Origin of the sequence: Streptomyces sp. JB150, from assembly GCF_011193355.1 — a bacterium.
GTDB lineage: Bacteria > Actinomycetota > Actinomycetes > Streptomycetales > Streptomycetaceae > Streptomyces.
The window spans coordinates 5089676-5116527 of the sequence record NZ_CP049780.1 but is presented as its reverse complement, the minus strand read 5'-3'; the positions used below and the strand labels follow the sequence as shown (position 1 = coordinate 5116527).

Genomic DNA, 26852 nt, shown 5'->3' with positions numbered 1-26852 from the left:
ACGACGGCCGAGCCCGTGAAGAAGTCCGTCGTCCCCATGGTCAAGGCCGAGGGCGTCCACAAGTCCTTCGGTCACGTCGAGGTCCTCAAGGGCATCGACCTGGAGGTCAAGCAGGGTGAGGTGTTCTGCCTCATCGGCCCCTCCGGCTCCGGCAAGTCGACCTTCCTGCGGTGCATCAACCACCTGGAGAAGATCAACGGCGGCCGGCTGTACGTCGACGGCGAGCTGGTCGGCTACCGCCAGAAGGGCGACAAGCTGTACGAGCTGAAGGACAGCGAGGTCGCGCTCAAGCGCCGGGACATCGGCATGGTGTTCCAGCGGTTCAACCTCTTCCCGCACATGACGGCCGTCGAGAACGTCATGGAGGCCCCGGTCCAGGTCAAGGGCAAGAGCAGGACGGAGGCCAAGGAGCGCGCGATGCAGCTGCTGGAGCGCGTGGGGCTCGGCGACAAGGCCGGGAACTACCCCTCGCAGCTCTCCGGCGGCCAGCAGCAGCGCGTGGCCATCGCCCGGGCGCTGGCCATGGACCCGAAGCTGATGCTGTTCGACGAGCCGACCTCGGCGCTCGACCCGGAGCTGGTCGGTGACGTCCTCGACGTCATGCGCGACCTCGCCGAGTCCGGCATGACGATGGTCGTCGTCACCCACGAGATGGGCTTCGCCCGTGAGGTCGGCGACAGCCTGGTCTTCATGGACGGCGGTGTGGTGGTCGAGTCCGGCAACCCGCGCGAGGTCCTGACCAACCCCCAGCACGAGCGGACCCAGGCGTTCCTGTCCAAGGTGCTGTAGCGGTACGCGTGCGCAGGGGCGGTACGGAACACCCGTACCGCCCCTCCTCACGTGCCCGTCACTTGAGCGCGAGCAGCAGCGTGTCCGACGGCGAGCACCACACCGGGCGGGCCTCGCCGAAGCCCTTCTCGCGCAGGACGCGGGCGTGCCACGCGGGGGACGGCATGTCGCCGTCGGCGTGCTCGCCGTAGATCTCGAAGCGGCGGGCGGTGGGTTCCGCGAGCACCGGGTCCTCGGCGGCCAGCTGCCACCACTCGGCCCAGTCGAGCACTCCGCCGCGCTTGGCCTCGTCCATGCGGGCGTGGCGCAGGGCGCGCTCGGCCGCGTTGATCCGGGGCGTGGTGTCGTCGATCATGTGGTCCGCGTTCATGAAGACACCGCCGTCGCGGACCAGCTCCGCGACCTGACCGTAGAGGGCCGCGAGGGGTTCGCTGTGCAGCCAGTGCAGGGCCGTCGCGGTGAGGACGGCGTCGTAGGAGTCGTACGGCAGCTTCGCCGGCCAGCCGGGGTCCTTGAGGTCGGCGGTGACCAGGGTGACGCGGTCGTCGCCCGCGAAGGTGCCCTCGGCGATGGTGAGCAGGGCCGGGTCGAGGTCGACGCCGGTGCTGGTGGCCTCGGGGAAGCGGGCGAGCAGGCGGGCGGTGATGGTGCCGGTGCCGCAGGCCAGGTCGAGGACGCGGGGTGCGCGTCCGACGAGCGCCTCGACCATGTCGAGCATGATCCGGAACCGGTCCTCCCGGTCGGGCATGTACCACTCCTGCTGGCGGTCCCAGCTGCGCTGCCAGGCCTGCCAGTCGGTCCCGGCCGTCGCGGTGCCCGTCTCCGTCATCGTCGCCCTCCCTGACGTACCCATGCGTAATACCCTGGACACACAATCGTCTGTTACTCGACCGCACACACGACCATAGAGCGCCCGCGTAAGGACTACAAGTGGAACTGGCCTATTACTCGGATTACGCCGTCCGTCTCGTCAACAGCGAGGAGCCGGTCCGGGGCAAGGACTCGCTGACGTCCGTGGAGGCCGTCCGCGGCCTCTTCGGCGACAACCGGTCGGCCGCCCGCCGCGCCACCGAGGCCGACGTCACCCGCTTCCGCTCGGTCCGTTCCCGGCTGCGCGCGGTCTTCGAGGCGGCGGACGGCGGCGACGAGACGCTGGCGGTGGACCTGCTGAACTCGCTGCTGCTGGAGTTCCCGGTGAGCCCGCAGATCTCCGGCCACGACACCCGCGACGAGGACGGCCGCCCGCTGTGGCACATGCACCTCGCCGACCACCCGTCGAACGCGACCGCCGGCTACGCGGCCATCGCGGCGATGGGCCTGGCCTTCCACCTCACCGAGTACGGCGTGGACCGCCTGGGCCTGTGCGAGGCGGCGCCGTGCCGCAACGCCTACCTCGACACCTCCACCAACCGCTCCCGGCGCTACTGCTCCGACCGCTGCGCCACCCGCGCGAACGTGGCCGCCTACCGGGCCCGCAAGCGCCTGGAGGCCGACCGGTCGCACAGCACCGGCCTGGCCGCCGACAGCGCCCAGCGCAGCACCGCCAGCGGCGAGCGCTGATCCGGCTTGCGCGGCCGGTAGCGGAAGCGCACCCGGCCGAGCACCAGCTCCTGCGGGACGGTGCCGTAGTCGGTGCTGTCGCCGCCCGCGTAGGCGTTGTCCCCGAGCACCCACCAGCCGCCCTCGCGGCGCTCCGCGGCCCGTTTCACCACCAGCAGGTCCTGCTGGAACGGGTGGCGCAGGACGATCACGTCACCGGGCCGGATCCGGGCGCCGTAGTGCACCACCAGCCGGTCCCCGTGCTGCAGTGTGGGCACCATCGACGGCCCGGTCACCTCCGCCAGCCCGAAGGGCGCCACCGCTCCCCTGCGCTCGGTCTCCTGCGACAGCTCCCGCATCCCCGGCACCTCCCCGGTCCGATCCTCCACCAGTCTCAGTCTCACCCCGGACTTTTGTCCTAAGCCCAAGGGGGCACCCGCGAAATCCCGTCCCTCAGGGAGTAATGTCCCACCTGAGAAGACGATCACGAGGAAGGAATGCTCCATGCTTTCCCGCCTGTTTGCCCCCAGGGTCAAGGTCAGCGCACACTGCGACCTCCCCTGCGGTGTGTACGACCCGGCCCAGGCCCGCATCGAGGCGGAGTCGGTGAAGGCCGTCCAGGAGAAGATGGCCGCCAACGACGACCCGCACTTCCAGGCGCGTGCGACGGTCATCAAGGAGCAGCGCGCGGAGCTTGCCAAGCACCACGTCTCGGTGCTCTGGAGCGACTACTTCAAGCCGCCGCACTTCGAGAAGTACCCGGAGCTGCACCAGCTGGTCAACGACACCCTGAAGGCCCTCTCGGCCGCCAAGGCGTCGACCGACCCGGCCACCGGCCAGAAGGCCCTGGACTACATCGCCCAGATCGACAAGATCTTCTGGGAAACCAAGAAGGCCTGACCCACAGGTCCGCCCCGATCCGCGATCGGTGCACCATCGCAGGTCACCGGGCATCCCACGGGGGCCGGCCGGAACACCGGCCGGCCCCCGCTGGCGTTCGTTAGCATCGGACGGCAGGGCGCGCACGGCCGCCCGGGACGGGGGGACCGCACGCGTGACAGCCGCCGACGACGGTGCCGGCGCCGGCGCCGGCCGCGAGCCGCTCGACGCCGACCGGGTCAAGCACCTGGAGTTCATCCAGGCGACCATCGCCCGGCTGGGCACCAACTCGTTCCTGGTCAAGGGCTGGGCGCTCACGCTGGCCGCGGGCTTCCTCGCGCTGTCGGCCAGCCAGCGCAGCTGGGCGGTCGCGGGCGCCGGGATCGTGCCACTGCTGTGCTTCTGGTTCCTCGACGGGCACTTCCTGCGCCAGGAGCGGCTCTACCGGCGCCTGTACGACGCCGCCCGCCGCCCCGGCTCCACGGTGGAGGTGCTGTCCATGGACGTACGTCCGTTCCGCCCGCAGATGCCGCTGCGCCGCGCCGTCCTCTCCGACACCCTCGCCCTGTTCCACGGCGCGCTGCTCGCCGCGGACCTGGTGTTCATGGCCGTCTGGAGCTGAGGCCTGCGGCTCTCAGCCGCTGCGCCAGCCCGTCCAGCGCCGCCTCGTCACGGGGCGCCTCGCGCGGCGGCCAGAAGTCGCCCATGGGGTCGCCGCGGTACCGCGGCACGAGGTGGACGTGGGTGTGGAACACGGTCTGGGTGGCGGCCCGCCCGGCCGAGTTGATGATGTTGACGCCTTCGGGGGCGAGCACCGCGCGCAGCAGCCGGCCGACCGTCAGCACGGCGTCCATCAGGTGCCCGACCTCCTCCTCGCCCATCTGCCAGATGTCCGCGGAGTGGACGCGGGGCACGACCATGGTGTGCCCCCGGGTGGCCGGGGTCAGCGGGAAGAACGCGACCGTGTGGGCGTCCTCGTGAACGACCCGCGCCCGCGCGGGATCGGCGACGACGGCACAGAACGGGCAGGCTTCCATCGGGTCTCTCGCTTCCGTACGCACCCACGCGCGCGGGGCCCGCGCGCCTCCTCCGCCTACGATCATGCCCATGGCCATCCGCTGGACGTACGCCTTCGTCGACCGCCCCGCCGCCCTCCTCGGCCCGGCCCAGGACTTCTGGACCGCCGTCACGGACACCCGGCTGTCCCCGCCCCGCGGCGCGAAGGGCGAGTTCGCGACCCTGCTGCCCGGCGGCGGCGCCGACCCCTGCGTGAAGGTCCAGGGCGTCGACGCCGGGGACGGCGGAGCGCACCTCGACCTCGCCGTGGACGACGTACGGGACCTCACCGACCACGCGCTGCGGCTGGGCGGCGGGATCGTCGCCGAGCACGACGGGTGGGCGGTGCTGCGCTCACCGGCCGGGCAGCCGTTCTGCGCCGTGCCGTGGCAGGGCGAGGCGGTCCGGCCGCCGGTGGTCCGCGGCAGCCGCCTGGACCAGGTCTGCCTGGACGTCCCGCCGTCGCGGTACGACGCCGAGATCGCCTTCTGGAGCGCACTGCTGACCGGCTGGACGTCCCGGCCGGGGTCCCGGCCGGAGTTCCACGCGGTGGTGCCGCCCGCCGGGCTGCCGGTGCGGGTGCTGGTGCAGCGCCTGGGCGGCGAGCGGCCGGTCTCCGCCCACCTCGACCTGGCCTGCGCGGACATCGAGGCGACCCGCGCGGAGCACGAACGGCTCGGCGCGGTGCGGGTGGCCAGGGGCGCGCACTGGTCGGTGCTGCGGGACCCGGCGGGGCCTGACCGGCCGCGACCCGGAGACGGGCGGACTGCCGCGCCCGGCCTAGGCCGGGTCCGCCCGGATCTCCTCGGCGCCGTCCAGGACGGGCCGGATCACCACCGGCAGATCGGCGGCCCCGTCCGGTCCCGGGCAGCGGGTGACGCGCTCGGCGATCTCCGTCACCCGCTCCAGGCTGGGGCAGTCCAGCAGCCAGTAGCCGGCCGGCACCACCTCGGCCTCGTCGTACGGATCGTCCGCGATCACCGTACGGCCGTCCGGGCCGCGGGTGACCAGCCGGGTGCGGCCGGGCTCGGCCAGGCCCTGGGCGTCGACCAGCTCGCCGGTCCCGGCCAGTTCGGCGTTGATCGCGCCCATGTAGGCGTACATCGCCTTGAGATCGCCCTCGGTCCAGGCCGGGGCCTGCGCGGAGGCCCGGCCGCGCAGGCCCTCGTAGTCCGCCTGTGTGCCCTGCACGACGACCAGGTACTTCATGGGCGCGCTCCTCGGTTGTCCTCGCTTGTGCTCGGCTCAGGGTTTCCTGAGGTGTCCGGCGTGGCGCGCGTGCTCGGCGGGGCGGCCGGGCCGTTCCTCGGTGGCTTCGGCGCCCTGCGGGACGTACTCGGCGCACGTGGGGTTCCGGCACGGACCGGCCACCCAGGTCGGCACCCACGCGCCCAGCGTCTTGTGCCGCCGGACGACTGTTTCGACGGGCTGTCCGCAGACGGGACAGGCGCGTTTTTCGCTGTCCATGTCCTCAGCGTAGGACGGCCGACCGGCGTCCGCCCCTCGCCGCGGACGCCTCGCCGCCCTCGCGGGGGCGCCACCGCCGCGTCACCGCCTCCTGCACACCTGCCGGCCCACGGGTGGGTGGCTCAGGGCCGCGGTTCCCGCCACATCGGCCACATCGTGGGGCCGTCGGGCAGCTCCAGCACCCGGTCGGCCGGCACCGTGAAGCCCAGCCGCTCGTAGAGCCGCCGGCTGCCGGCGTTGCTCGCCTCCAGATAGACGGGCAGGCCCTCACGGTCGCAGCGGTCGAGGACCGGGGTGAGGAGCGCGGTGCCCAGGCCTTCGCCCTGGCGGTCCGGGGCCACCCCGATCATCCACAGGTACGCGTGGGCGCGGCCGGCGGGATGGATCTCCCCGGTGAGCCGGCCGATCAGCTCCACGCGCTCGTTCGCGGGGTCGACGGCCTCGCGGACCTGGGCGGGGCCGTCGTCGTGTCCCTCGCCGGCCGGGCCGGCCGCGGGCACCATCAGCCACAGCGCGCAGGCCGAGCCGTCCTCGGTGACGTCGATCCGCCCGGCGTCGAGCACGATGTCGGTGAAGGCGGCCATCAGCCGGTGATGGGTGGCGCGGAAGTAGTCCTCGCCCGGGAAGACCCAGCGGCTGACCGGGTCCTGCCGGAACGCCGCGTCCAGCAGCCGGACGACCATGTCCCGGTCGTCCGCCCCCGCCACCCTGATCCCCACACCCATGCCCCGCCCCTTCGCCCCACCGTGCGGACTTCAACCCGCCCTGCGCATACGGGGGTTGAGCCTAGCCGGTGGGTGAGCCGGGCCCGACGAGGTCGTGTCCCTGCGCCGGGGGCCGCCGTTTCAGTCCGGCAGGGGAAGCAGCCTGCCGCTCCAGCGCTCGTCGTCCACTCCGCCCGGCCGCCCCAGCCGGATGCCGAAGGCGTTCTCCACCAGGGCCAGGACGCTGTGCAGGGGCGCGGCCCGGCCGGGAACGAGCCCGAGGGGTCTCATGACGTCATCGAGTCTCGCCGGGTCCTGTCCGGCCGGTTCGATCGCCTGGAGCGTGTGGAAGTCGACAACGATCCCGCCGTCCACCGCGTACTTGAACCAGTGCATCGGCTTCTCGTTGTAGTGGAGCACCACGGCTTCCGTGCCCGCGGAGACGCGACGCAGGATCCTCTCATGGAGTCCGTGCATGCCGCCCTGTTCCCATGCCCACGTCCACGAGCCGTCGATGCCAGTGGTGACGACGGGTTCCTCGTCGTCGAAGAGGTCGTCGCCCCAGTCGTCTTCCAGGTCCATGGCGTCGCGAAGCGCGAGGGTCTCCGGATCGACCCCCATGCGGGTGAGCAACTCCGCGGGGGACAGATCCCGCACGAAGGTCAGCGTGTATATGGGGAAATCGCCCTGCCGGAACACATCCAGTCCGCGGTCCGTCCCTGCACTTGTCATGCCGTGGATGCTGCCCCACACCACCGACAGACCCTCCAAGCGGGCGCCTTGGCGGATTGGCCTCGACGGATCGGCCTCGACAGGTCGACCGCATCGGAAGGCTTGGCCCCGGCCTGAGCGACGGCCGGCGGCGGAGGCGGGTGGGCCCCGCACACCGTGGGGATGTGCGGGACCCCTGGTCCGGAGTCCCGGGCCCGCGCGGGGTCAGGAGCCGCGCGTGCCGCAGGACTCCGGGGTCTGTGCGGTCAGGGGGTGTCCGCAACGTCGCGCGTCGGGCGCGACGTTGCGCCCCCTATGTCGTGCGGCGGGTGACGAACTCGGCGAGGGCCAGCAGGCCGCCCGCCGCCTCCGGCTGCGGGATGGCGCGGGACAGCTCCTGCAGCGCACGGGCCATGTGATCGGCCGCCTGCGCCTGGGCCCACTCCCGGCCGCCCGCCCGTTCCACGGCGAGCACGGTGGGCTCCAGATCACCGCCGTCGTACGGCACCGCGTACAGCTCGGCGAGGTCCGCCGCCGCCGGGGTGCCGGAGGTCAGCGCGGCGACCACGGGCAGGGACTTCTTGCGGGCGGCGAGATCCGCGCCGGCCGGTTTCCCGGTGCGGCCGGGATCGCCCCATATGCCGATCACGTCGTCGATCAGCTGGAAGGCGAGCCCGGCCTCGCGACCGAACGCGTCCAGCGCCTCGACGTCGTCGACGGGCGCCCCCGCGTACAACGCGCCCAGCGCGCACGCGCACCCCAGCAGCGCCCCGGTCTTGGCCTCGGCCATGACCAGCACCTCGTCGAGCGTGACCTCGGTGGGAGCACGCCGCTCCAGCGCGGTGTCCGCCTGCTGTCCCTCGCACAGCTCCACCACACAGGCCGCCAGCCGGGCCGCGGCCGCCGCGGACACCGGATGCGGGTCCTGGGCGAGCAGCCGCAGGGCCAGCGCCTGGAGGGCGTCGCCGGCGAGGATGGCGTCGGCGTCGCCGAACACCGTCCACGCGGTGGGGCGGTGCCGGCGGGTGGTGTCCCGGTCCATGACGTCGTCGTGCAGCAGCGTGAAGTTGTGCACCAGCTCCACCGCCGCGGCCGCCCGTGCGGCCGCCGCCTGGGCGGCCGGGCCGCCGAGCGCGGACGCCGCCGCGAGGACCAGCGCGGGCCGGATCGCCTTGCCCGCGCCGCCCGCCGCCGGAGTACCGTCCGCCTGCTCCCAGCCGAAGTGATAGCGGGCGACCCGGCGCATCGAACGCGGCAGCGACTCCACGGCCGCGCGCAGTTCGGGGTCGACCGACGCCCGGGCGCGCTCCAGGATCAAGGCCGCCTCGTCCCCGGCGAACCGGCCGGGGACGACCTCCGGGCCGCCCTCCGTGCCGGTCGGGCCGGTCGGGCCGGTCGGGCCGGTCGCGAGGGGACTCGGCCTCTCGTGCGCGTCGACGCCGCCGTGCGGGCCCGGCAGGCGCGGGCCGGCGACACCGCCGCGTGTCCCCGCGCGGCGTTGCTCGGCCTGCGTCATGGACTCGGTCACGGCGTCCCCCTCGCGGACTTCACGGACGGCGGGCCGTCCCCTCCGATCGGCGTTCCCGGAGGGTCTACCCGCCCCGCCGGGCGGGGACACGGGCCCGGGGCGGGACGGATCACCGCCAGCGGCCGATCTCGACGTTCTCCAGGACACCGAGGGCGTCCGGAACGAGGACGGCCGCCGAGTAGTACGCCGTCACCAGGTACTTGATGATGGCCTGTTCGTTGATGCCCATGAACCGCACCGACAGGCTGGGCTCGATCTCGTCCGGGATGCCGGACTGGCGCAGGCCGATGACGCCCTGGTCGGCCTCGCCGAGACGCATCGCGATGATGGAGCTGGTGCGGGCCTCGGTGACCGGGATCTTGTTGCACGGGTAGATCGGCACGCCGCGCCAGGTGGGGATGCGGTTGCCGCCGACGTCGATCGTCTCCGGCACCAGGCCCCGCTTGTTCAGCTCGCGGCCGAACGCGGCGATGGCCCGCGGGTGGGCGAGGAACATCTTGGTGCCGCGCCGGCGGCTGAGCAGCTCGTCCATGTCGTCGGGGCTCGGCACGCCGTCGTGCGGCTGGATCCGCTGGTCGTACTCGCAGTTGTGCAGCAGGCCGAACTCGCGGTTGTTGATCAGCTCGTGCTCCTGGCGCTCCTTCAGCGCCTCGACCGTGAGCCGCAGCTGCTGCTCGGTCTGGTTCATCGGCTGGTTGTAGAGGTCCGCCACGCGCGTGTGGATGCGCAGCACGGTCTGGGCGATGCTCAGCTCGTACTCGCGGGGCCGGGCCTCGTAGTCCACGAAGGTGTGCGGGATGTCCGGCTCACCGGAGTGGCCCGCCTCCAGCTCGATCGCCTTCTCGCCGTACTTGTTGGTGCGCTGCTGCGGCAGGGAGCGCAGCTGCTCCAGGTGGGCCCGCAGCGAGTCGGAGCGCTCGGCGACCTGCTCGAAGTGCTGCCGGGACAGCACGAGGACGGTGCAGGGGGTGATCGCGCGGGCCGTGTACTCCCAGATGGCGTCCCCGTCGAGCAGGGCCTGGTCACCCAGGTAGGAGCCGTCGGCCTGGACGCCGAGGCTCTCGTCGTCGCCGTAGGGGCCGGTGCCGAGCTTCTCGACGCGGCCGTGCGCGACGAGGTAGACCGCGTCGGTCTGGCTGCCGAAGGAGGCGATCACCTCGCCGGCGGCGAACTCCCGCTGCTCACAGCGCCGGGCGAGCTCCGCCAGCACCTCCTCGTCCTCGTACGACCGCAGCGCGGGCAGCTCGCCGAGTTCCGCGGGGATGACCTCGACGCGGTCGCCGGTCTTCACGAAGGTGATGCGTCCGTCGCCCACAGCGAAGGTCAGTCGCCGGTTCACCCGGTACGTACCGCCCTGTACGTCCACCCAGGGGAGCATCCGCAGCAGCCAGCGCGAGCTGATCTCCTGCATCTGGGGGACGGACTTGGTGGTGGTGGCCAGGTTGCGCGCGGCAGCTGTGCCGAGGCTCTGCTGCGGCCTGCCCTGCTCCGTGCGGACCTCTTCGCCTACCGACATAGAAAATTGCCCTCCCGGTCATGCCTGGCAGCGTTCTGCGCCGGGCACCGATCTCACGATCTCCCGACTAAGCCTTCCATCACGGAGTGTGCTCGTGCTATTACCCGAAAGAGCGGGAATGGATCACCGCGGACTGGGCACATATAGGTCCCCTGCCAGAGCCTGACCGGTGGGAGACGGGCGGGCGCGCACAGGCACAAACGCGCTGTCCGGATCGGCTCGCACGCTGTGCGGGCGGAAGGCGTCACGGTCGTCGAGGTCGGCGACTGGCGCCAGCACAACCGCAACCACAAGGGCGTGTGGGGGCCCGTCCACGGAGTGATGCTCCACCACACGGTGACCCGGGGCAGACGGCACACCGTGGAGCTGTGCCGCAAGGGCTACGACACGCTGCCCGGGCCGCTGTGCCACGGCGTCGTCACCAAGGACGGCACCGTCCACCTCGTCGGCTACGGCCGCGCCAACCACGCCGGCCCCGGCGACGTAGGTGCTGCGCGCCGTGATCGCGAAAGAAGGCGCTGCCGCCCGACAACGAGGCGAACACGGACGGGAACCGGCACTTCTACGGCTTCGAGTGCGAGAACCTCGGCGACGGCGAGGATACCTGGCCCGCGGCCCAGCTGGAGGCCGTCGAACGCGCCGCCGCGGCGATCTGCCGCCACCACGGCTGGTCCGAGCATTCGGTCATCGGACACAAGGAGTGGCAGCCCGGGAAGGTGGATCCGGGCTGCCACTCCTTGTGTCCGATGCGCGAACGCGTCCGGTACCGGCTGAAGTGAGCCGGCCACGGTGCCGCGCCGGGGGAGGGAGAATGGTCCCGTGACCGGCAACGACGCCCTCGCCGCGCTACGACCGAGACTCCCCTCGCCCGTGCAGGAGGTGCGGGACGAGCGGTTCGCCCGCCGCGGCGTGCGGCTGCTGCTGAAGCGCGACGACCTCATCCACCCCGACCTGATCGGCAACAAGTGGCGCAAACTCGCGCCCAACCTCGCGGCGGCGGGCGGCCGCCCGATCGTCACCTTCGGCGGCGCGTACTCCCACCACCTGCGCGCCACCGCCGCCGCGGGCCGCCTGCTCGGCATCCCCACGATCGGCGTGGTCCGCGGCGACGAGCTGGCCGGCCGGCCGCTGAACCCCTCCCTCGCGCGGTGCGCGGCCGACGGCATGCGCCTGCACTTCGTCGACAGGTCGACGTATCGCCGCAAGACGGATCCGGCCGTCCTGGCGACGCTGCTCCGCGCGGCCCGCGCGGAGGACGCCTACGTCGTCCCCGAGGGCGGCAGCAACGCCCTCGCCGTCCGCGGCTGCACCGCCCTCGGCGAGGAACTGGACGGCCAGGCGGACGTGGTGGCGGTGGCCTGCGGCACCGGCGGCACACTGGCGGGACTCGCGGCGGGGGCGGGGCCCGGGCAGCGCGTGCTCGGCATACCGGTGCTGAAGGGCGGCTTCCTCGGCGAGGAGATACGCACCTTGCAGCGGGCGGCCTTCGGCGGACCGCGCGGCGACTGGCGGCTCGAGGAACGTTTCCACTTCGGGGGGTACGCGCGGACGACCCCCGAACTCGACGCGTTCGCCGATGAGTTCGAGGACCGGCACGGAGTGGGCGTGGAACGGCTGTATGTGGCCAAGATGCTGTACGGCCTGACCGCCTTGACCGAGGAGGGCGCCTTCCCGCCGGGGACGGTGGTGGCGGCGGTGATCACCGGGACGCGTTAGCGCTTCTTGCGGCGGCCGAATGTGCGGGGGGCCTTCTTGTTCCCGGCGAGCAGCTTCTGAGCCTTGTACTTCTTGCCCATGCCGGTGTAGGCGTCGGCGAGGGCCCGAGTCGTACGCAGCGTCGGGCTGCCGTCCTCGCCGTACAGGCTGCGCAGCCGGAGCCGGGCGTCCTCCAGCAGCTTCGCGGCCTCCGCGTAGGCGCGCAGTTTCAGCAGCGTGATGCCCAGGCCGTGGGCGGTTCTCAGGGTGTCCCGGTGGTCGGGCCCCAGGGCCTCACGGCGGCGGGCCAGCGTGTCCTCGTACAGGCGCCGGGCCGCTTGACAGTCGCCTTGCTGATGCAGGGTCCACGCGAGGTTGTGCGCGGACACGAAGCAGTCCGGATGCTCGGGGCCGAGGGTTCGGCGCCGCCTCTCCAGCGTGTCCTCGGCGAGGCGGCGCGCCTCCGTGAACTCGCCCAGGTTGGTCATCGCGTTGGCCAGCGCGCTCGCCAGCGAGAGGGTGTCGGGGTGGTTCTCGCCGAGGACCCGGCGGGAGCGGGCGAGGGTGACTTGCGCCAACGCGCGGGCTTCGACGTGCGCGCCCATCACGGAGAGTATGCGCCCCAGGCTGTGGCTGGCACGAAGGGTGATGGGGTGGTCCTCGCCCAGCGAGGTCCGGCAGTGGTGCAGCGTGCCGTCGAGCAGGCTCCGGGCCTTCCTGCCCTCTCCCATCTCACTGAGCGCGTGACCGAGGTTGATCGCGGTCGCCAGTGTGGTGGGGTGGTCTTCCCCGAGGACTCGGCGGCAGGTCACCAGGGTCCTCTCGTTGATGTCACGGGCCTCCTGGAAACGCTCCTGCGCGGTGAGGTGGCCTCCGTAGTTGCTGGCGGACTGAAGCGTGTGCGGGTGGTCCTCGCCGAGGATCCGACGGCGGCGGACGAGCGTGTCGCCGCTGATCGCGAGAGCTTCTTCCTCGTCGCCGAGCTGAGCCAGGATGACAGCCAGATCGTTCGCGGACCTGAGCGTGTCCTCGTGGTCGTCCCCGAGGGTGCGTCGCCGCCGCGCCAGTGTGTCCTCGATGATGGGTCGCGCGCCCCGAAGGTCGCCCAGATCCGCGGTCGCGTGCCCCAGGTACTGCGTACACATCAGAACGTCGGAGTGGTCGGGGCCCAGCTGGGCGATCCACGACTCGCGCAGCGGCTCGCCCAGCTCGCGTGCCTGTCGTGGCTGTCCGCTGCGGATCAGGAAGGAGATGGCCTCCCGCAGGGCCGGCCGGAGTTCGGCCCGCGCGGTGACGTCGAAGTGACGCGCGGTGAGGTGGGACGTGAGGCCGGCCCACGTCGGCCAGTTCTCCGGCCGTTCCGCCTCGCCGGGCGTCACGGCGGCGAGCACCGCCGCCGCATCGTCCTGCACCGCCCCGGTCTCCGCCGCGTCGACCTGGTCGCGCAGCACCGCCTGGGTCAGCCGGTGGATCTGGAAGGCCTCGTGATCGATGCGGGCCAGTCCGAAGCCGCTCAGGGCCGGAAGCGCCGACTGAAGCCACAGGGGGTCCGCCGGATCGCCGGGGATGGTCCTCAGGCGGGGCCGCGCCTCCTCCAGCCAGGCGGTCGGGATCGGCTCGGGGCCGAGGAAGGCGGCCAGGCGCAGCAGCGCCGCCGCGTCCGGGTGGCCCTCGGACAGGTCCTTCGTGGCGATGCCGACCGTGGCGGCGAGGGATGCCGGATAGCCGGGGACCTCGCCCTCCTGGAGGATCCGCGCGGTGCTCTCGGTCAGCAGGCGGCGGTAGCGGTCCACGGTCATGCCGTTGCCGATGACGCCCGCCGCCTGGGCGAGGGCCAGCGGCAGGTCGCCGAGGTCGCCGGCCAGGACGGCGGCCTGTTCCTCGGGGATGCCGGGGATGCGATTGCGGAGGTAGGCGAGGGAGTCCTCGCGGGTGAAGACGTCGAGGGCCAGGGGGCGGGCGATGCCACGCCAGTGCGGGTTGCGGGAGGTGATCAGGACGTGGCCGGGCCCCTCGGGGAGCCAGTTCTCCACGGCGCCGGGGTTCTCCGCGTTGTCCAGGATGATCAGCCAGCGCGGCCGCTCCCGCAGGTGCTGGAGGAGCGCACGGGCGTTGTGCTCGGCGCCGGCCTCGGGGTTGGCGATCCCGACCCGGTCCGCCAGTTCGGTGTAGTGCACGGGCAGTTGGTCGGCCTGCTCGGCGTCGATCCACCACACCAGGTCGTACTGGTCGGCGAAGCGGTGGGCGTACTCCAGGGCGATCTGGCTCTTGCCGATGCCGCCCAGCCCGTGGAGGGCGTAGACCGCGGTGTCGTCGCCGTCGAGCAGGCCCTCGCGCAGCGCGACCAGCACGGCCTCCCGGCCGGAGAAGTCCGTGTTCTTGCGGCGTACGTTCCACACCTCCGCGCGCTTGGTGCTGCCCGGCAGGCGCGGTGCCTCCGCTGCCGTGCCCGTCGCCCTCGGCTGAGCCGGGGTCTGCGGCGCGGCTGCGGCGCCGCCCGGGAACGGCGGCGGCCCGCTCGGCCGGCCGCCCCCGTCGACCGCCGTGAGCAGGGCCGCCAGGGCGTCGTCCTCGTCCAGGCCGTGCAGGTCCTTGCGGACCTTGGTGGCGAGCATCGCGGGGACGTCGTGGTTGGTGAGCGGTTCGACGGCGAGCGGGATGACGCGGTCGCGGCGGGCGACGACGGCGGTCCACTCCTCGTTCGTCCACCGGCCGGGCTCGAAGTACGACTTGGAGAAGAGGGCGACGACCGCGTCGGCCTGGCGCAGGCCCTCGTCCATGCGCTGCACGAAGTCGTCGCCGGTGCGCCAGTCCCACACGTCGAGCAGGACGCGGTGGCCGTGCCGCTCCAGGTGATAGCCCACCCACTCGGCCCAGGAGCGGTCGGCGCCCGCGTAACTGATGAAGTACCGCTGTGTGGTGCCGGTCACCTAGCCCCCCGCGTCACCAAGTCCCGTACGTGTACTGCCGTGTGGTGCCGTGCGCTGCGTGTCCGCCGGGTGTGTCCGGCCGCTTCGTCCCCGCGGGATCCATCATCCCCCCGGGCACTGACAGCGCACCTCGCATCACATCACGTCGCCTCGCGGTACGCCGCCGCTTCCTCCAGGTCGAGCCGGCGCAGCAGCGTGCGCAGCATCTCGTCGTCGATGTACCGCAGGTCCCGCAGCCTGACGAAGACCTCCCGCTCGGCGCCGATCATCTCCCGCGCGAGCCGGCGGTAGGTGTCGTCGGCGGTCTCCCCGGTGACGGGGTTGGGCTGGCCGAGGCGTTCCCAGACGGCGTTGCGGCGGCGTTCGAGGACGGTGCGCAGGCGGTCGGCGAGCGGACCGGGGAGGGCGTTGGCCTCGTCGGCGAGGAGTTCGTCGAGGCGCTGTTCGGCGGCGCGGGAGGCCTGCGCCTGGGCGTTGGCCTCGGCGAGCGTCTCGGCCTGGGCGTCGCGGCCGGGCAGGCGCAGCAGGCGGATGAGCGGCGGCAGGGTGAGGCCCTGGACGACGAGGGTGCCGATGACGGTGGTGAAGGTCAGGAAGAGGATGAGGTTGCGGCCCGGGAAGTCCTCGCCGCCGTGCATCGTCGCCGGGATGGAGAAGGCGATGGCGAGGGAGACCACGCCGCGCATACCGGCCCAGGAGATGATGAACGCGCCCTTCCAGGTGGGGTTGTCCTCGCGTGCGCGGATCCGCGCGGACAGCGCTCGCGGCAGGAACGTCGCCGGGTAGACCCACACGAACCGGGCGACGACCACGACGAGGAAGAGGGCGACCGCGTACCAGGCGGCGTCCGCGCCCTCGTACTCCCCCAGACCGCGCAGGACGACGGGCAGTTGCAGCCCGATGAGGGCGAACACGGAGGACTCCAGGACGAAGGCGACCATCTTCCACACCGCGTCCTCCTGGAGGCGGGTGGCGAAATCGACCTCCCACGCGCGGTGGCCGAGATACAGGGCGACGACCACGACCGCGAGGACGCCGGAGGCGTGCACCTGCTCCGCGACGCCGTAGGCGACGAACGGGATCAGCAGGGAGAGCGTGTTCTGCAGCAGCGCCTCCTTGAGGTGGGTGCGCAGCCAGTGGATCGGCACCATCAGCAGCAGCCCGATGCCGATGCCGCCGACCGCCGCGATCAGGAACTCGCCGATGCCTCCGGCCCAGGTGGCGCCCTCGCCGACGGCGGCGGCGAGGGCCACGCGGTAGGCGGTGATCGCGGTGGCGTCGTTCACCAGGGACTCGCCCTGGAGGATGGTGGTGACCCGGGAGGGCAGTCCCACGCGGCGGGCGATCGCGGTGGCCGCGACCGCGTCCGGCGGTGCCACCACCGCGCCCAGCACCAGCGCTGCGGTCAGCGGCAGGCCGGGCACGAGCAGATAGGCCGCCCAGCCGACGACGACGGTCGCGAAGAGCACGTACCCGACGGAGAGCAGGGCGACGGGCCGCAGTTGGGCGCGCAGGTCGAGGTAGGAGCTGTCGATGGCGGCGGTGTGCAGCAGCGGGGGCAGCAGCAGCGGCAGGACGATGTGCGGGTCGAGGGTGTAGTCGGGCACGCCGGGCACGTACGACACCGCCAGACCGGCCGCGACCAGCAGCAGCGGCGCCGGCACCGGGGTGCGGCGGCCGGCCGCGGCGACCGCCGCGCTTCCGGCCACCAGCAACAGCAGGGGCATCACGTCCATGGCTTTCGCCCGCTCTCGTTCTCCGCGCGGTGATCCGCACACCCGTCGTAATCTGGCACTCATGAAACAGTGCACGCACGCCGACGCGCTGCCGCACCCGGAGCCCTCCGCGCTGAGCGAGACGTGCCCGGAGTGCCTGGCGGCCGGTACGCACCCGGTGCAGCTGCGGCTGTGCCTCACCTGCGGTCACGTCGGCTGCTGCGACTCCTCGCCGGGGCGGCACGCCACCGAGCACCACGAGAAGTCGGGGCACCCGGTGATGCGCACGTTCGAGCCGGGTGAGAATTGGCGTTGGTGCTTCGTGGACCACGTGCTGGTGTGACCCGCTCGTGACCCGGGTTCCGGACACTGGGATCCGGACGGTTCGAGCGTCTGACGCCGGGGTACGTCAACCCGGCGCGCCCTGTTCCGAATTGGGTCCGCCCACCCTCTAGCCACTGTGCGTGTTCAGGTGTTTACTATGAGTGACAGCAGGGGGTTGGGGTCCCGGGACAGGAAAATCGAGAGCGCGGTAGCGTCACCGCTGAACCACACATCGCGTTACCCCGGGGGGCGACCCTCGGCCCCGTAAAGCTTGTACCACCTTGGAGGTGAGGGTGTCCCACATCGCAGGCGAGCCCGCGACCCAGGACTTCGTCGAAGTCCGGCTGCCGGCTGCGGGTGCCTACCTGTCGGTGCTGCGGACGGCCACGGCCGGCCTCGCGGCCCGTTTGGACTTCACCCTCGACGAGATCGAGGACCTGCGCATCGCGGTGGACGAGGCCTGCGCGATCCTGCTGCAGCAGGCCGTGCCCGGCTCGGTGCTCAGCTGTGTCTTCCGGCTCGTCGACGACTCGCTGGAGGTCACCGTCTCCGCGCCGACCACGGACGGTCACGCCCCCTCGCGGGACACCTTCGCCTGGACCGTGCTGTCCGCCCTCGCCGGCAAGGTCTCCTCCGCCGTGGACGAGGACAAGACCGTTTCGATCAGCCTCTACAAACAGCGCGGCGCGGGACCCGGGCCGGCGTGAGGAACGGGGACGGGCCGGTGCGGGACGAAGAGCGCGGCACACGGGAGCTGCCGGCCGAGGGCATGGGCGGGCCGGCGTCTTCGGGCAGCCCGGAGACTCCGAGCGGTCCGGACGGTTCCCGACGCATGGCGGACGGCATCGACGGCATCCCCGAGCAGGCCCGGCCGCACCCGGAGGAGGACACCCCTCGGGCGGACTTCCCCGGCGACGGGCAGCGGAATCAGGACAGTGCCGTGCAGGGCGCGCCTTCGGAGCGGCGGAACGGGGGCTCCCCTGTCCGGGCCGAGGCGCGGGCTCGGGGAAGGGCGACGGGCGGGACGATGAGCGAGCACGAGCGACATTCCGAGGACGACGCGCCGGCCGCGCGCAGCACGCCGGCCGCGCATCACGACCCTCAGGACCGCAGCGGGGCGCGTGCCCTGTTCATCGAGCTGCGCTCCTTGCCGCAGGGCAGCCCGGAGTACGCGGAGCTGCGCAACCGGCTGGTCCGGATGCACCTGCCGCTCGTCGAGCACCTCGCGCGCCGCTTCCGCAACCGGGGCGAGCCGCTGGACGACCTCACGCAGGTCGCCACCATCGGGCTGATCAAGTCGGTCGACCGCTTCGACCCGGACCGCGGCGTGGAGTTCTCGACGTACGCGACGCCGACGGTCGTCGGTGAGATCAAGCGGCACTTCCGGGACAAGGGCTGGGCGGTGCGGGTGCCGCGGCGGCTTCAGGAGCTGCGGCTGTCGCTGACCACGGCGACGGCGGAGCTGTCCCAGCTGCACGGCCGCTCCCCCACGGTGCACGAGCTGGCCGAGAAGCTGGCGATCTCGGAGGAGGAGGTCCTGGAGGGCCTGGAGTCCGCCAACGCGTACTCCACGCTGTCCCTGGACGTCCCCGACACCGACGACGAGTCCCCGGCGGTCGCGGACACCCTGGGCGCGGAGGACGAGGCGCTGGAGGGCGTCGAGTACCGGGAGTCGCTCAAGCCGCTGCTGGAGGACCTGCCGCCGCGCGAGAAGCGGATCCTGCTGCTGCGGTTCTTCGGGAACATGACCCAGTCGCAGATCGCGCAGGAGGTCGGCATCTCGCAGATGCACGTCTCCCGGCTGCTGGCGCGCACCCTGGCGCAGCTGCGGGAGAAGCTCCTCGTCGAGGAGTGACGGCTACTTCCGGGCGTTGCCGGGCCCGCGGATCCCGAGGGCCCGGGTCGTCTCGGGGTTGATCAGCAGCACCAGCGCGGCCACGGCGACGACGGCCAGCGCGATCCCCGCCGGGATGGACATGCTGTCGGCCTGGAGCAGGTTGTAAGCCACCGGCAGCGCCATGATCTGCGTGATGACGGCGGGGCCGCGACTCCAGCTCCGCCGGGCCAGCAGCCCCTTGGCGGCGAGCAGCGGCAGCAGCGCCAGGACGACGAGCGTGATGCCCCCGGTGACGGCCTGCCGGCGGCCGTCCGGCTCCCCGGTCAGCCCGAACACCAGCATCCAGACCCCGCCGACCACCAGCGCCAGCCCCTCCAGCCCGGTCAGCACCGCGGCAGCGGTCAGCCGCACCGGACGCGGGCCCGCCTCATCGGCGTCGACGGCTTCGGGACTGGGGTTACGCGCAGAGGTCACCCTTGCAGGGTAGCGGCCGGGGGGTGGGGGTCGCGGGCGAGGTGGGACGGGGCAGGTCCGCCGCGGGTCCGGGTGGGGCGGGACGGGTGTGCGCGCCCGGAGGGCCGATCCGCGCCCCCGTGTTCAGGTTCACGCCCGAACTCCGGGGTGATCCGCACTCCGGCCTGGGCCCGGTACCCCTCAGTAGGTACGCTGCCATCCATGCGTGCACTTCTCGTGGTCAATCCGGCGGCAACCACCACAAGCGCACGTACGCGCGATGTGCTGATCCACGCGCTCGCGAGCGAGGTGAAGCTGGAGGCGGTCACCACCGAGTACCGCGGTCACGCTCGTGACCTGGGCCGGCACGCGGCGCAGAGTGCGGACATCGAGCTGGTCGTGGCCCTCGGCGGCGACGGGACGGTCAACGAGGTCGTCAACGGACTGCTGCACGCCGGCCCCGATCCGGAGAACCTGCCGCGCCTGGCCGTCGTGCCCGGCGGGTCCACGAACGTCTTCGCCCGCGCGCTGGGCCTGCCCAACGACGCCGTCGAGGCGACCGGCGTGCTGCTGGACGCTCTGCGTGAGGGCAGGGAGCGCACGGTGGGGCTGGGCCTCACGTCCGGTACGCCGGGCAGCGACGACGAGTCGGTCCCGTCCCGCTGGTTCACCTTCAACGCGGGACTCGGCTTCGACGCGGGCGTGGTCGGCCGGGTCGAGCAGCAGCGCGAGCGCGGCAAGAAGTCGACGCACGCGCTCTACGTGCGCCAGGTGGTGCGCCAGCTGCTCGGCGAGCCGCACCGCCGGCACGGGACGATCACGCTGGAGCGGGACGGCGAGGAACTGGCGACGGATCTGGTGCTGTCCATAGTCTCGAACACCGCCCCGTGGACGTTCCTCGGCAATCGCCCCATGTATGCGTCGCCTAAGGCATCGTTCGACACCGGGCTCGACGTATTCGGTCTCAGCCGCCTGTCCACGGCCTCGGTTGCCCGGTATGGCACCCAGTTGCTCACTTCGTCCCCCGAGCGCGGCCCCCAGGGCAAGCACGCCGTCTCCCTGCACGACCTGACCGAGTTCACCTTGCATTCGAAGGTGCCCCTGCCCCTCCAGATGGACGGTGACCACCTGGGGCTGCGCACGAGCGTGACGTTCACAGGCGTACGCCGTGCACTGCGTGTGATTGTGTGAGCAGAAGGGGCGAAAGTCCTTTCACTCGAACGTTTAGGCCAGGATCCACCCCATGGAAGTACGGCTGTGACCTAGTCGACACCGAGGAATCAAAAAAAACTTTCCGGAAGGGGTTGTATCCGCCGCTGAGGTTTGCGAGTCTCTACGTGGCGATCGGGACGGCCCGCAGGACCGGCCTCCGAGATCACCGGAACCCCTCTTCAAACCACAGGACCACGCCAGGGAACCTGGCAGTCGGCCCTTCACTTGTTGAGGGATTCGTGAAAGCGTTCACATTCACAAGCAACCTGCACGTAATACCAAGGAGAGGTAGCAGCCATGGACTGGCGTCACAACGCCGTTTGCCGCGAGGAAGACCCCGAGCTCTTCTTCCCCATCGGCAACACCGGTCCTGCGCTGCTGCAGATCGAGGAAGCCAAGGCCGTCTGCCGTCGCTGCCCGGTGATCGAGCAGTGTCTGCAGTGGGCGCTCGAGTCCGGCCAGGACTCCGGCGTCTGGGGTGGTCTCAGCGAGGACGAGCGCCGCGCGATGAAGCGCCGCGCCGCCCGCAACCGGGCTCGTCAGGCCTCCGCCTGACATCACCCACCCCGCTGACAGCCTGAGCTTGGCGGCGCGTACAGCGAGTACGCAACTCCCGCCCCCGAGCACGCAGCGCGCAGTACCCCGATGCGCTTGAAAGCAGCAGCGAGCACTGGCCTCGGACCGATCAAGGTCCGGGGCTCTTTGCTTTGTCCGGAGGTGCGGCGGGTGGCCTCGCGGGCCCGCACCGCGCGTTACTCGCGTTACTTCTGTGCCCGCACCGGGATGTCCAGCAGCACCTGGGTGCCGCGCTCCGGCGCCGGGACCATGTCGAAGGTGCCGCCCAGCTCCCCCTCGACCAGCGTCCGCACGATCTGCAGCCCGAGGTTGCCCGAGGTGCGCGGGTCGAAGCCGGGCGGCAGGCCCACGCCGTCGTCCTGAACGGTGACCAGGAGACGGGCCTCCTTCGTCGTACCGCCACGGACCGCCGCGACCTCGACGGTCCCGGTGTCGCCCTCGCGGAAGCCGTGCTCCAGGGCGTTCTGCAGGATCTCGGTCAGCACCATGGACAGCGGGGTGGCCACCTCGGCGTCGAGGATGCCGAAGCGGCCGGTGCGCCGGCCTCTGACCTTGCCCGGGGAGATCTCGGCGACCATCGCGAGGACCCGGTCGGCGATCTCGTCGAACTCCACTCGCTCGTCCAGGTTCTGGGACAGCGTCTCATGGACGATCGCGATGGAGCCCACGCGCCGTACGGCCTCTTCGAGCGCCGCGCGGCCCCGCTCGGACTCGATCCGGCGGGCCTGGAGGCGCAGCAGGGCCGCCACCGTCTGGAGGTTGTTCTTCACCCGGTGGTGGATCTCCCGGATGGTGGCGTCCTTGGTGATCAACTCGCGTTCCCGGCGGCGCAGTTCGGTGACGTCCCGCAGGAGCACCAGGGAACCGATGCGGGTGCCCTTGGGCTTGAGGGGGATCGCGCGGAACTGGATGACCCCGTCGTTGGCCTCGATCTCGAACTCGCGCGGCGCCCAGCCGCTCGCCACCTTGGCCAGGGCTTCGTCCACGGGGCCGCGGGAGGGGGCGAGTTCGGCGGTCGTCCGGCCGAGGTGGTGGCCGACGAGGTCGGCGGCGAGGCCGAGGCGGTGGTAGGCGGAGAGGGCGTTCGGGGAGGCGTACTGGACGATGCCGTCGGCGTCGAGCCGGATCAGGCCGTCGCCCACGCGGGGCGAGGCGTCCATGTCGACCTGCTGGTTGGCGAACGGGAACGCGCCGGCCGCGATCATCTGGGCGAGGTCGGAGGCGGACTGGAGGTAGGTCAGCTCCAGTCGGCTCGGGGTGCGCACGGTGAGCAGGTTGGTGTTGCGGGCGATGACGCCGAGGACGCGGCCCTCTCGCCGTACGGGGATCGACTCGACCCGTACGGGGACCTCCTCGCGCCACTCCGGGTCGCCCTCGCGCACGATCCTGCCCTCGTCGAGCGCGACGTCCAGCATGGGGCGGCGGCCGCGCGGGACCAGGTGGCCGACCATGTCGTCCTGGTAGGAGGTGGGGCCGGTGTTCGGCCGCATCTGGGCGACGGAGACATAGCGGGTGCCGTCGCGGGTGGGAACCCACAGGACCAGGTCGGCGAAGGAGAGGTCGGAGAGCAGCTGCCACTCCGAGACCAGCAGATGCAGCCACTCGAGGTCGGAGTCGTCGAGGGCGGTGTGCTGGCGGACCAGTTCGTTCATGGAGGGCACGTCTGCGAGCGTACCCGGCGGTCTGTACGGCGCCGAAACGTGCCGGTGCGGGGCGGCACCGCCCCTGGAGACACCCGCGGGCCGCGGCGCCTGGGAGGGACCCTCAACCCTCCCGGCACCGCAGCCCGGAGCAATATCGGCCGTGGGGTGTGCGGTCCCGGTCGGCCGAAGGATGAGGAGCCGGGGCAGTCAGGGCAGAGAGCTCCGGTTCCTCGCTCCGTCTTCCTGTGCGGGGAAGACGGATGCTTGTTCCCACGCATGGGATGACCGCACAGTCGGTATTCGCGAGGCTGGTCTGCAACGATTGTGGACTAGACCACTGCGCGTGTCCATGCGTCGGAAGCTGTTTGTTGCCGTCTGGTGCCGGCGTTGCCGGTTGTCGGCTGCCGGCTGTGTGCTGTCGAAGACCGTGCGGCGCGGGCCGTCGTCGTTGCCGGCCCCTGGAAGCCTAACCCGCTCCGGTCATCCGCGGGGCCAGATCGTCATGGCAATTTCGGCGAGTGCCTCCAGTTCCGCGCGGCTCGCGCCGTCGCGCGCCTGCTGGGACATGCCCTGGATCATCGCCCCGGTGTGCCGGGCCAGGGCCGCCGCGTCGGTGCCGGGCGGCAGCTCACCTGTGGCGATGTCCGCCCTTATCCGGCTTTCGATGGCCGCGATGTTGGCGTTGCGGCGCTCCCGCAGGGCCTGCTCCACCTCGGGGCTGGTGCAGTTCGTCGCCGCGTGGACGACGAGGCAGCCGTGCGGCCGGCCGGGGGCGGTGTACTCGGCGGCCGCCTCGCGCAGCAGGCGCCGCACGGCGGCCCGTGCGGTCGGCTCCTCGGCGAGGGCGCGCGCCGCGAAGGAGCCGTAACGCGCGCCGTACACCTCGACGACCTCGTCGAACAGCGCTCGCTTGTCGCCGAACGCGGCGTAGAGGCTGGGGGCGCCGATGCCCATGGCGCGGGTGAGGTCGGAGACGGACGTCGCCTCGTACCCGCGCTCCCAGAAGGCCATGATCGCCCGCTCCAGGGCGGTCTCGCGGTCGAAGGAGCGGGGGCGGCCGCGGCCACGCCCGCGGCGGCCGGCGGGGGTGGGCTCCTGTCCGGTGGGGGCTGCCTCCGGCGCCTCCGATACCGCTTCGCGCCCGGCGGGGGTCGCCTCCCGTCCCTCCCGTGCGGCCTCGCGCCCGGCGGGCTCCTCCGGCCCGGCGGCGGCGGTCCCGCGGCCTGCCAGCGTCGCGGTCTGCGCCTCGTTCCCCTGGGTGCTCACCATGGAGTGCATTTTATAACGGGCGCTAGACAAATGTCAGCGGCGTGATCTACGGTCTTTTCTGTAACGACCACTAGCAAATCGCGAAGGGGGCGTCTCCATGGGCGCGCTGAGCGGGAGGACGGCACTCGTCACGGGGGCGAGCAGGGGCATCGGGCGCGGGATCGCCGAGCGCCTGGGGCGCGACGGGGCACGCGTCGCGGTGCACTACGGGACGAACGAGACGGCGGCGAAGGAGACGGTCACGGCGATCGAGGCGGCGGGCGGATCGGCCTTCATGATCGGCGTGGAGCTGGGAACGCCGGGGGACGCGGAGGCACTGTGGGCCGAGTTCGACCGGCACGCGGACGGCGTGGACATCATCGTGAACAACGCGGGGATCGGCACGTCGTCGCCCCTTGAGGACATCACCGAGGCGGAGTACGACCGGCTCTTCGCCGTGAACGTGAAGGCGCCGTACTTCATCGTCCGGCAGGGCCTCGGCCGGCTCCGCGACGGCGGCCGGATCGTCAACATCTCGACCGGGCTCGCGCGCAACGCCGTGCTGCCGGACCTGACGGCGTACGCGATGACGAAGGGCGCCCTGGACGTCCTCACCCGGGACCTGTCCAAGATCCTGGGCCCCCGCGGCATCACCGTGAACTCGGTGGCTCCCGGCTACATCGAGACGGACAACACGGCCGCGTTCCTCGGTACGGAGGAGGGCCGGGCGCAGGCGGAGGCGATATCGGCCCTGGGCCGGGTGGGCACCCCCGCGGACGTCGCGGACGTGGTGGCGTTCCTGGCCTCGGAGGATGGGCGCTGGGTGACGGGGGGCTGGGTGGACGCCACGGGCGGTTCGCTGCTCTGAGCCGGGGGGATGGCGGGTACCGGAGGGCGGGGAAGGAGGGAGGTGGAGGGGGTTCACGGGCGGGCCGGGGGTCCACGGGCGGGCTGGCCGGGCGGGCCGCCGCGCGTCCGCGACACCTGGGACGGCCGGCGCCGCTCTGTTAGATTGGTCTAAACCACATGACCCTTTCGGGTGCCCTTCGAGTCCCCCTCTTCAGATCGGCAGGCCCAGCGTGGAAGTTGTCATCGTTCCGGACGCCCAGGCCGGCGGCGAGCTGATCGCCGAGGCCATGGCCCAGCTGCTCCGGCGCAAGCCCGACGCCCTGCTCGGTGTGGCCACCGGCTCCACTCCGCTGCCCGTCTACCAGGCCCTCGCGGCCAAGGTGCGCGCCGGCGAGGTGGACGCCTCGCGGGCGCGGATCGCGCAGCTCGACGAGTACGTGGGGCTGCCCGCCTCGCACCCGGAGTCGTACCGCTCGGTGCTGCGACGGGAGGTGCTGGAGCCGCTGGGGCTGTCGATGGACGCGTTCATGGGCCCCGACGGGGAGGCGGAGGACGTCCAGGCGGCCTGCGAGGCGTACGACAGGGCGCTCGCGGAGGCGGGCGGGGTGGATCTCCAGCTGCTCGGGATCGGGACCGACGGGCACATCGGGTTCAACGAACCCTGCTCCTCGCTGGCGTCGCGGACCCGGATCAAGACGCTGACCGAGCAGACCCGGGTGGACAACGCGCGGTTCTTCGACGGGGACATCGACCAGGTGCCGCATCACGTCATCACGCAGGGCATCGGGACGATCCTGGAGGCGCGCCACCTGGTGTTGCTGGCCACCGGGGAGGGGAAGGCGGACGCCGTGGCCGCGACGGTGGAGGGACCGGTCGCCGCGGTGTGTCCGGCGTCCGCGCTGCAGCTGCATCCGCACGCCACGGTCGTGGTGGACGAGGCGGCCGCGTCCAAGCTGAAGCTCGCCGACTACTTCCGGCACACGTACGCCAACAAGCCGGAGTGGCAGGGCATCTGAGAGCCGGCCGGTGCGACGGGGGCCGGCCGGAGCGGCGGCGCCGGCCCGCGTGGGTGGGGTCACCGGCCCGCGAACCGACCATTCATCAGTGCTGGTGATAGACCAATGGCCTAGTCCAATTCGAGCGCCGCACGGGACGAGCAGGCGGCGACCAGAGCCAGGAGGGCTGCGCCGACCAGCGGTTATGCGGTCGCGAAGAGGCGAGAGCCTTTCAGCGGGAACCGGGCGAAAACAGGGACTGCGACCGTCATACTCGGGTAGACCACTTCAGCGGGCTGGACTAGACCAAGGCAGGCGGCGACGGTATACAGAGGGGATCATCGGAGCGTACGGACGATTACCTCCGAGGAGACCTCTACGGAGGGCGACACCTCGACGGAGCCGGGAAGGCGGAGCATGAGCACCGACGTCAGCAGTGCGGAGAACGAGACCGGGGCGACCGTCCGTACCGCGCGCGTGCCCAAGTACTACCGCCTGAAGAAGCACCTGCTCGACATGACGGAGACGCAGGCGCCGGGCACCCCGGTCCCGCCCGAGCGCACGCTGGCCGCCGAGTTCGACACCTCGCGCACCACCGTCCGCCAGGCGCTCCAGGAGCTGGTCGTCGAGGGCCGGCTGGAGCGGATCCAGGGCAAGGGCACCTTCGTCGCCAAGCCCAAGGTCTCCCAGGCGCTCCAGCTCACCTCCTACACCGAGGACATGCGCGCCCAGGGCCTGGAGCCCACCTCCCAGCTGCTCGACATCGGCTACATCACCGCCGACGACCGGCTCGCCGAGCTGCTCGACATCACCGCCGGCGGCCGGGTGCTGCGCATCGAGCGCCTGCGCATGGCCAACGGCGAGCCGATGGCCATCGAGACCACCCACCTCTCGGCCAAGCGCTTCCCCGCGCTGCGGCGGTCGCTGGCCAAGTACACGTCCCTCTACACCGCCCTCGCCGAGGTCTACGGCGTCCACCTCGCCGAGGCCGAGGAAACCATCGAGACCTCGCTGGCCACCCCGCGCGAGGCGGGCCTGCTCGGCACCGACGTCGGCCTGCCCATGCTGATGCTCTCCCGCCACTCCCTGGACCGGGAGGGCAAGCCGGTGGAGTGGGTGCGGTCGGTCTACCGCGGCGACCGGTACAAGTTCGTGGCCAGGCTCAAGCGGCCCGCCGAGTAGCCAC

Annotated in this window: 27 protein-coding genes and 2 pseudogenes; 15 read left to right on the top strand and 14 right to left on the bottom strand. The window is 72.0% G+C overall.

Features of this window, described 5'->3' with window-relative positions; all coding sequences use genetic code 11:
* Positions 1-36: 36 nt before the first annotated feature.
* Entirely contained in the window at positions 37-789 is a 753-nt protein-coding gene (locus G7Z13_RS23785) for an amino acid ABC transporter ATP-binding protein (protein ID WP_166005249.1), read from the top strand.
* 58 nt (positions 790-847) lie between these two features.
* Here G7Z13_RS23785 and G7Z13_RS23780 read toward each other — a convergent pair whose 3' ends face one another.
* Complete coding sequence (locus tag G7Z13_RS23780) at positions 848-1618, bottom strand: class I SAM-dependent methyltransferase (RefSeq protein WP_166002258.1); 771 nt, start codon at positions 1616-1618, stop codon at positions 848-850.
* A gap of 101 nt (positions 1619-1719) precedes the next feature.
* Here G7Z13_RS23780 and G7Z13_RS23775 point away from each other — a divergent pair, with 101 nt between their 5' ends.
* Positions 1720-2349 carry a CGNR zinc finger domain-containing protein gene (locus G7Z13_RS23775; RefSeq protein ID WP_166002257.1) on the top strand — a complete coding sequence of 210 codons (630 nt, stop codon included), beginning with the start codon at positions 1720-1722 and terminating at the stop codon, positions 2347-2349.
* Here G7Z13_RS23775 and sodX read toward each other — a convergent pair.
* Positions 2253-2687 carry a nickel-type superoxide dismutase maturation protease gene (gene sodX, locus G7Z13_RS23770; protein WP_166005247.1) on the bottom strand — a complete coding sequence of 145 codons (435 nt, stop codon included), beginning with the start codon at positions 2685-2687 and terminating at the stop codon, positions 2253-2255. The two genes, G7Z13_RS23775 and sodX, sit on opposite strands and share 97 nt — an antisense overlap.
* 145 nt (positions 2688-2832) lie before the next feature.
* Between sodX and sodN the strand changes: the two genes are divergently transcribed.
* Both sodN and G7Z13_RS23760 read left to right on the top strand, forming a co-directional pair.
* A complete protein-coding gene (gene sodN / locus G7Z13_RS23765; protein WP_166002256.1) occupies positions 2833-3228 on the top strand; it encodes a superoxide dismutase, Ni in 396 nt (131 codons plus the stop codon).
* A gap of 154 nt (positions 3229-3382) precedes the next feature.
* Complete coding sequence (locus tag G7Z13_RS23760) at positions 3383-3829, top strand: hypothetical protein (RefSeq protein WP_166002255.1); 447 nt, start codon at positions 3383-3385, stop codon at positions 3827-3829.
* Here G7Z13_RS23760 and G7Z13_RS23755 read toward each other — a convergent pair.
* Entirely contained in the window at positions 3810-4244 is a 435-nt protein-coding gene (locus G7Z13_RS23755) for an HIT family protein (protein WP_240926333.1), read from the bottom strand. The genes G7Z13_RS23760 and G7Z13_RS23755 overlap by 20 nt on opposite strands.
* Before the next feature lie 70 nt (positions 4245-4314).
* On the opposite strand from G7Z13_RS23755, the pseudogene G7Z13_RS23750 reads away from it, so the two are divergent.
* Positions 4315-5047, top strand: a pseudogene (locus G7Z13_RS23750) (VOC family protein).
* Here the strand turns inward: G7Z13_RS23750 and G7Z13_RS23745 are convergent.
* The 6 genes from G7Z13_RS23745 to G7Z13_RS23720 all read right to left on the bottom strand — a co-directional run bounded on the left by G7Z13_RS23745 (position 5044) and on the right by G7Z13_RS23720 (position 10189).
* Complete coding sequence (locus tag G7Z13_RS23745) at positions 5044-5472, bottom strand: YciI family protein (protein WP_166002254.1); 429 nt, start codon at positions 5470-5472, stop codon at positions 5044-5046. The pseudogene G7Z13_RS23750 and the gene G7Z13_RS23745 overlap by 4 nt on opposite strands.
* A gap of 36 nt (positions 5473-5508) precedes the next feature.
* Positions 5509-5730, bottom strand: a complete 222-nt coding sequence (locus G7Z13_RS23740) for a hypothetical protein (protein WP_166002253.1) — start codon at positions 5728-5730, stop codon at positions 5509-5511.
* A gap of 122 nt (positions 5731-5852) precedes the next feature.
* Positions 5853-6455, bottom strand: a complete 603-nt coding sequence (locus G7Z13_RS23735) for a GNAT family N-acetyltransferase (protein WP_166002252.1) — start codon at positions 6453-6455, stop codon at positions 5853-5855.
* 120 nt (positions 6456-6575) lie between these two features.
* Positions 6576-7166, bottom strand: coding sequence for a DUF6461 domain-containing protein (locus G7Z13_RS23730; RefSeq protein ID WP_240926332.1), 591 nt, complete (start codon positions 7164-7166; stop codon positions 6576-6578).
* A gap of 292 nt (positions 7167-7458) precedes the next feature.
* The gene (locus tag G7Z13_RS23725) at positions 7459-8673 is read right to left on the bottom strand and encodes a family 2 encapsulin nanocompartment cargo protein polyprenyl transferase (RefSeq protein WP_240926331.1); all 1215 of its coding nucleotides are present in this window, start codon (positions 8671-8673) and stop codon (positions 7459-7461) included.
* 109 nt (positions 8674-8782) lie between these two features.
* The gene (locus G7Z13_RS23720; RefSeq protein WP_166002251.1) at positions 8783-10189 is read right to left on the bottom strand and encodes a family 2B encapsulin nanocompartment shell protein; all 1407 of its coding nucleotides are present in this window, start codon (positions 10187-10189) and stop codon (positions 8783-8785) included.
* A 213-nt stretch (positions 10190-10402) separates the two neighbouring features.
* On the opposite strand from G7Z13_RS23720, the pseudogene G7Z13_RS23715 reads away from it, so the two are divergent.
* A pseudogene (locus tag G7Z13_RS23715) lies at positions 10403-10968 on the top strand (N-acetylmuramoyl-L-alanine amidase).
* A 40-nt stretch (positions 10969-11008) separates the two neighbouring features.
* The gene (locus G7Z13_RS23710) at positions 11009-11905 is read left to right on the top strand and encodes a pyridoxal-phosphate dependent enzyme (RefSeq protein WP_166002250.1); all 897 of its coding nucleotides are present in this window, start codon (positions 11009-11011) and stop codon (positions 11903-11905) included.
* On the opposite strand, the gene fxsT is transcribed toward G7Z13_RS23710, so the two are convergent.
* Both fxsT and G7Z13_RS23700 read right to left on the bottom strand, forming a co-directional pair.
* Positions 11902-14814 carry an FxSxx-COOH system tetratricopeptide repeat protein gene (fxsT, locus tag G7Z13_RS23705; RefSeq protein WP_166002249.1) on the bottom strand — a complete coding sequence of 971 codons (2913 nt, stop codon included), beginning with the start codon at positions 14812-14814 and terminating at the stop codon, positions 11902-11904. The genes G7Z13_RS23710 and fxsT overlap by 4 nt on opposite strands.
* 140 nt (positions 14815-14954) lie before the next feature.
* Positions 14955-16550 carry a Na+/H+ antiporter gene (locus tag G7Z13_RS23700; RefSeq protein WP_166002248.1) on the bottom strand — a complete coding sequence of 532 codons (1596 nt, stop codon included), beginning with the start codon at positions 16548-16550 and terminating at the stop codon, positions 14955-14957.
* 61 nt (positions 16551-16611) lie between these two features.
* On the opposite strand from G7Z13_RS23700, the gene G7Z13_RS23695 reads away from it, so the two are divergent.
* The 3 genes from G7Z13_RS23695 to G7Z13_RS23685 all read left to right on the top strand — a co-directional run bounded on the left by G7Z13_RS23695 (position 16612) and on the right by G7Z13_RS23685 (position 18708).
* Positions 16612-16872 carry a UBP-type zinc finger domain-containing protein gene (locus G7Z13_RS23695; protein WP_086168698.1) on the top strand — a complete coding sequence of 87 codons (261 nt, stop codon included), beginning with the start codon at positions 16612-16614 and terminating at the stop codon, positions 16870-16872.
* 274 nt (positions 16873-17146) lie between these two features.
* Complete coding sequence (locus G7Z13_RS23690) at positions 17147-17560, top strand: anti-sigma regulatory factor (protein ID WP_166002247.1); 414 nt, start codon at positions 17147-17149, stop codon at positions 17558-17560.
* 17 nt (positions 17561-17577) lie between these two features.
* Positions 17578-18708, top strand: coding sequence for an RNA polymerase sigma factor SigF (locus G7Z13_RS23685; protein ID WP_166002246.1), 1131 nt, complete (start codon positions 17578-17580; stop codon positions 18706-18708).
* 3 nt (positions 18709-18711) lie between these two features.
* On the opposite strand, the gene G7Z13_RS23680 is transcribed toward G7Z13_RS23685, so the two are convergent.
* A complete protein-coding gene (locus G7Z13_RS23680; protein ID WP_166002245.1) occupies positions 18712-19164 on the bottom strand; it encodes a hypothetical protein in 453 nt (150 codons plus the stop codon).
* A 201-nt stretch (positions 19165-19365) separates the two neighbouring features.
* Here G7Z13_RS23680 and G7Z13_RS23675 point away from each other — a divergent pair, with 201 nt between their 5' ends.
* Positions 19366-20334 carry a diacylglycerol kinase family protein gene (locus G7Z13_RS23675; RefSeq protein WP_166002244.1) on the top strand — a complete coding sequence of 323 codons (969 nt, stop codon included), beginning with the start codon at positions 19366-19368 and terminating at the stop codon, positions 20332-20334.
* Between the two features lie 318 nt (positions 20335-20652).
* On the top strand, positions 20653-20910 hold the full coding sequence (locus tag G7Z13_RS23670; protein WP_003992873.1) for a WhiB family transcriptional regulator: 258 nt from the start codon (positions 20653-20655) through the stop codon (positions 20908-20910).
* A 206-nt stretch (positions 20911-21116) separates the two neighbouring features.
* Here G7Z13_RS23670 and G7Z13_RS23665 read toward each other — a convergent pair whose 3' ends face one another.
* Together G7Z13_RS23665 and G7Z13_RS23660 are read right to left on the bottom strand one after the other, a co-directional pair.
* On the bottom strand, positions 21117-22583 hold the full coding sequence (locus G7Z13_RS23665; protein WP_166005240.1) for a PAS domain-containing sensor histidine kinase: 1467 nt from the start codon (positions 22581-22583) through the stop codon (positions 21117-21119).
* 471 nt (positions 22584-23054) lie between these two features.
* Positions 23055-23843: a TetR/AcrR family transcriptional regulator gene (locus G7Z13_RS23660; protein WP_240926330.1), complete on the bottom strand. Its 789-nt coding sequence runs from the start codon at positions 23841-23843 to the stop codon at positions 23055-23057.
* A gap of 97 nt (positions 23844-23940) precedes the next feature.
* On the opposite strand from G7Z13_RS23660, the gene G7Z13_RS23655 reads away from it, so the two are divergent.
* From G7Z13_RS23655 to G7Z13_RS23645, 3 genes are all read left to right on the top strand, one after another.
* Complete coding sequence (locus G7Z13_RS23655) at positions 23941-24690, top strand: SDR family oxidoreductase (RefSeq protein ID WP_166002243.1); 750 nt, start codon at positions 23941-23943, stop codon at positions 24688-24690.
* Positions 24691-24901: 211 nt separating this feature from the next.
* Complete coding sequence (nagB, locus tag G7Z13_RS23650; RefSeq protein WP_166002242.1) at positions 24902-25687, top strand: glucosamine-6-phosphate deaminase; 786 nt, start codon at positions 24902-24904, stop codon at positions 25685-25687.
* Between the two features lie 396 nt (positions 25688-26083).
* Entirely contained in the window at positions 26084-26848 is a 765-nt protein-coding gene (locus G7Z13_RS23645) for a GntR family transcriptional regulator (RefSeq protein WP_166002241.1), read from the top strand.
* The last annotated feature ends 4 nt before the right edge of the window (positions 26849-26852 follow it).

Bases quoted from the DNA above. Each gene is read 5' to 3' on its own strand.
- G7Z13_RS23695 (WP_086168698.1), top strand. From the start codon at position 16,612: ATGAAACAGTGCACGCACGCCGACGCGCTGCCGCACCCGGAGCCCTCC.
- G7Z13_RS23665 (WP_166005240.1), bottom strand. From the start codon at position 22,583: ATGAACGAACTGGTCCGCCAGCACACCGCCCTCGACGACTCCGACCTC.
- G7Z13_RS23675 (WP_166002244.1), top strand. From the start codon at position 19,366: ATGCGTGCACTTCTCGTGGTCAATCCGGCGGCAACCACCACAAGCGCA.
- G7Z13_RS23700 (WP_166002248.1), bottom strand. From the start codon at position 16,550: ATGGACGTGATGCCCCTGCTGTTGCTGGTGGCCGGAAGCGCGGCGGTC.
- sodX (WP_166005247.1), bottom strand. From the start codon at position 2,687: ATGCGGGAGCTGTCGCAGGAGACCGAGCGCAGGGGAGCGGTGGCGCCC.
- G7Z13_RS23740 (WP_166002253.1), bottom strand. From the start codon at position 5,730: ATGGACAGCGAAAAACGCGCCTGTCCCGTCTGCGGACAGCCCGTCGAA.
- G7Z13_RS23755 (WP_240926333.1), bottom strand. From the start codon at position 4,244: ATGGAAGCCTGCCCGTTCTGTGCCGTCGTCGCCGATCCCGCGCGGGCG.
- G7Z13_RS23645 (WP_166002241.1), top strand. From the start codon at position 26,084: ATGAGCACCGACGTCAGCAGTGCGGAGAACGAGACCGGGGCGACCGTC.
- G7Z13_RS23745 (WP_166002254.1), bottom strand. From the start codon at position 5,472: ATGAAGTACCTGGTCGTCGTGCAGGGCACACAGGCGGACTACGAGGGC.
- G7Z13_RS23720 (WP_166002251.1), bottom strand. From the start codon at position 10,189: ATGTCGGTAGGCGAAGAGGTCCGCACGGAGCAGGGCAGGCCGCAGCAG.
- G7Z13_RS23735 (WP_166002252.1), bottom strand. From the start codon at position 6,455: ATGGGTGTGGGGATCAGGGTGGCGGGGGCGGACGACCGGGACATGGTC.
- G7Z13_RS23670 (WP_003992873.1), top strand. From the start codon at position 20,653: ATGGACTGGCGTCACAACGCCGTTTGCCGCGAGGAAGACCCCGAGCTC.
- G7Z13_RS23655 (WP_166002243.1), top strand. From the start codon at position 23,941: ATGGGCGCGCTGAGCGGGAGGACGGCACTCGTCACGGGGGCGAGCAGG.
- G7Z13_RS23785 (WP_166005249.1), top strand. From the start codon at position 37: ATGGTCAAGGCCGAGGGCGTCCACAAGTCCTTCGGTCACGTCGAGGTC.
- G7Z13_RS23730 (WP_240926332.1), bottom strand. From the start codon at position 7,166: ATGACAAGTGCAGGGACGGACCGCGGACTGGATGTGTTCCGGCAGGGC.
- sodN (WP_166002256.1), top strand. From the start codon at position 2,833: ATGCTTTCCCGCCTGTTTGCCCCCAGGGTCAAGGTCAGCGCACACTGC.
- G7Z13_RS23780 (WP_166002258.1), bottom strand. From the start codon at position 1,618: ATGACGGAGACGGGCACCGCGACGGCCGGGACCGACTGGCAGGCCTGG.
- G7Z13_RS23660 (WP_240926330.1), bottom strand. From the start codon at position 23,843: ATGGTGAGCACCCAGGGGAACGAGGCGCAGACCGCGACGCTGGCAGGC.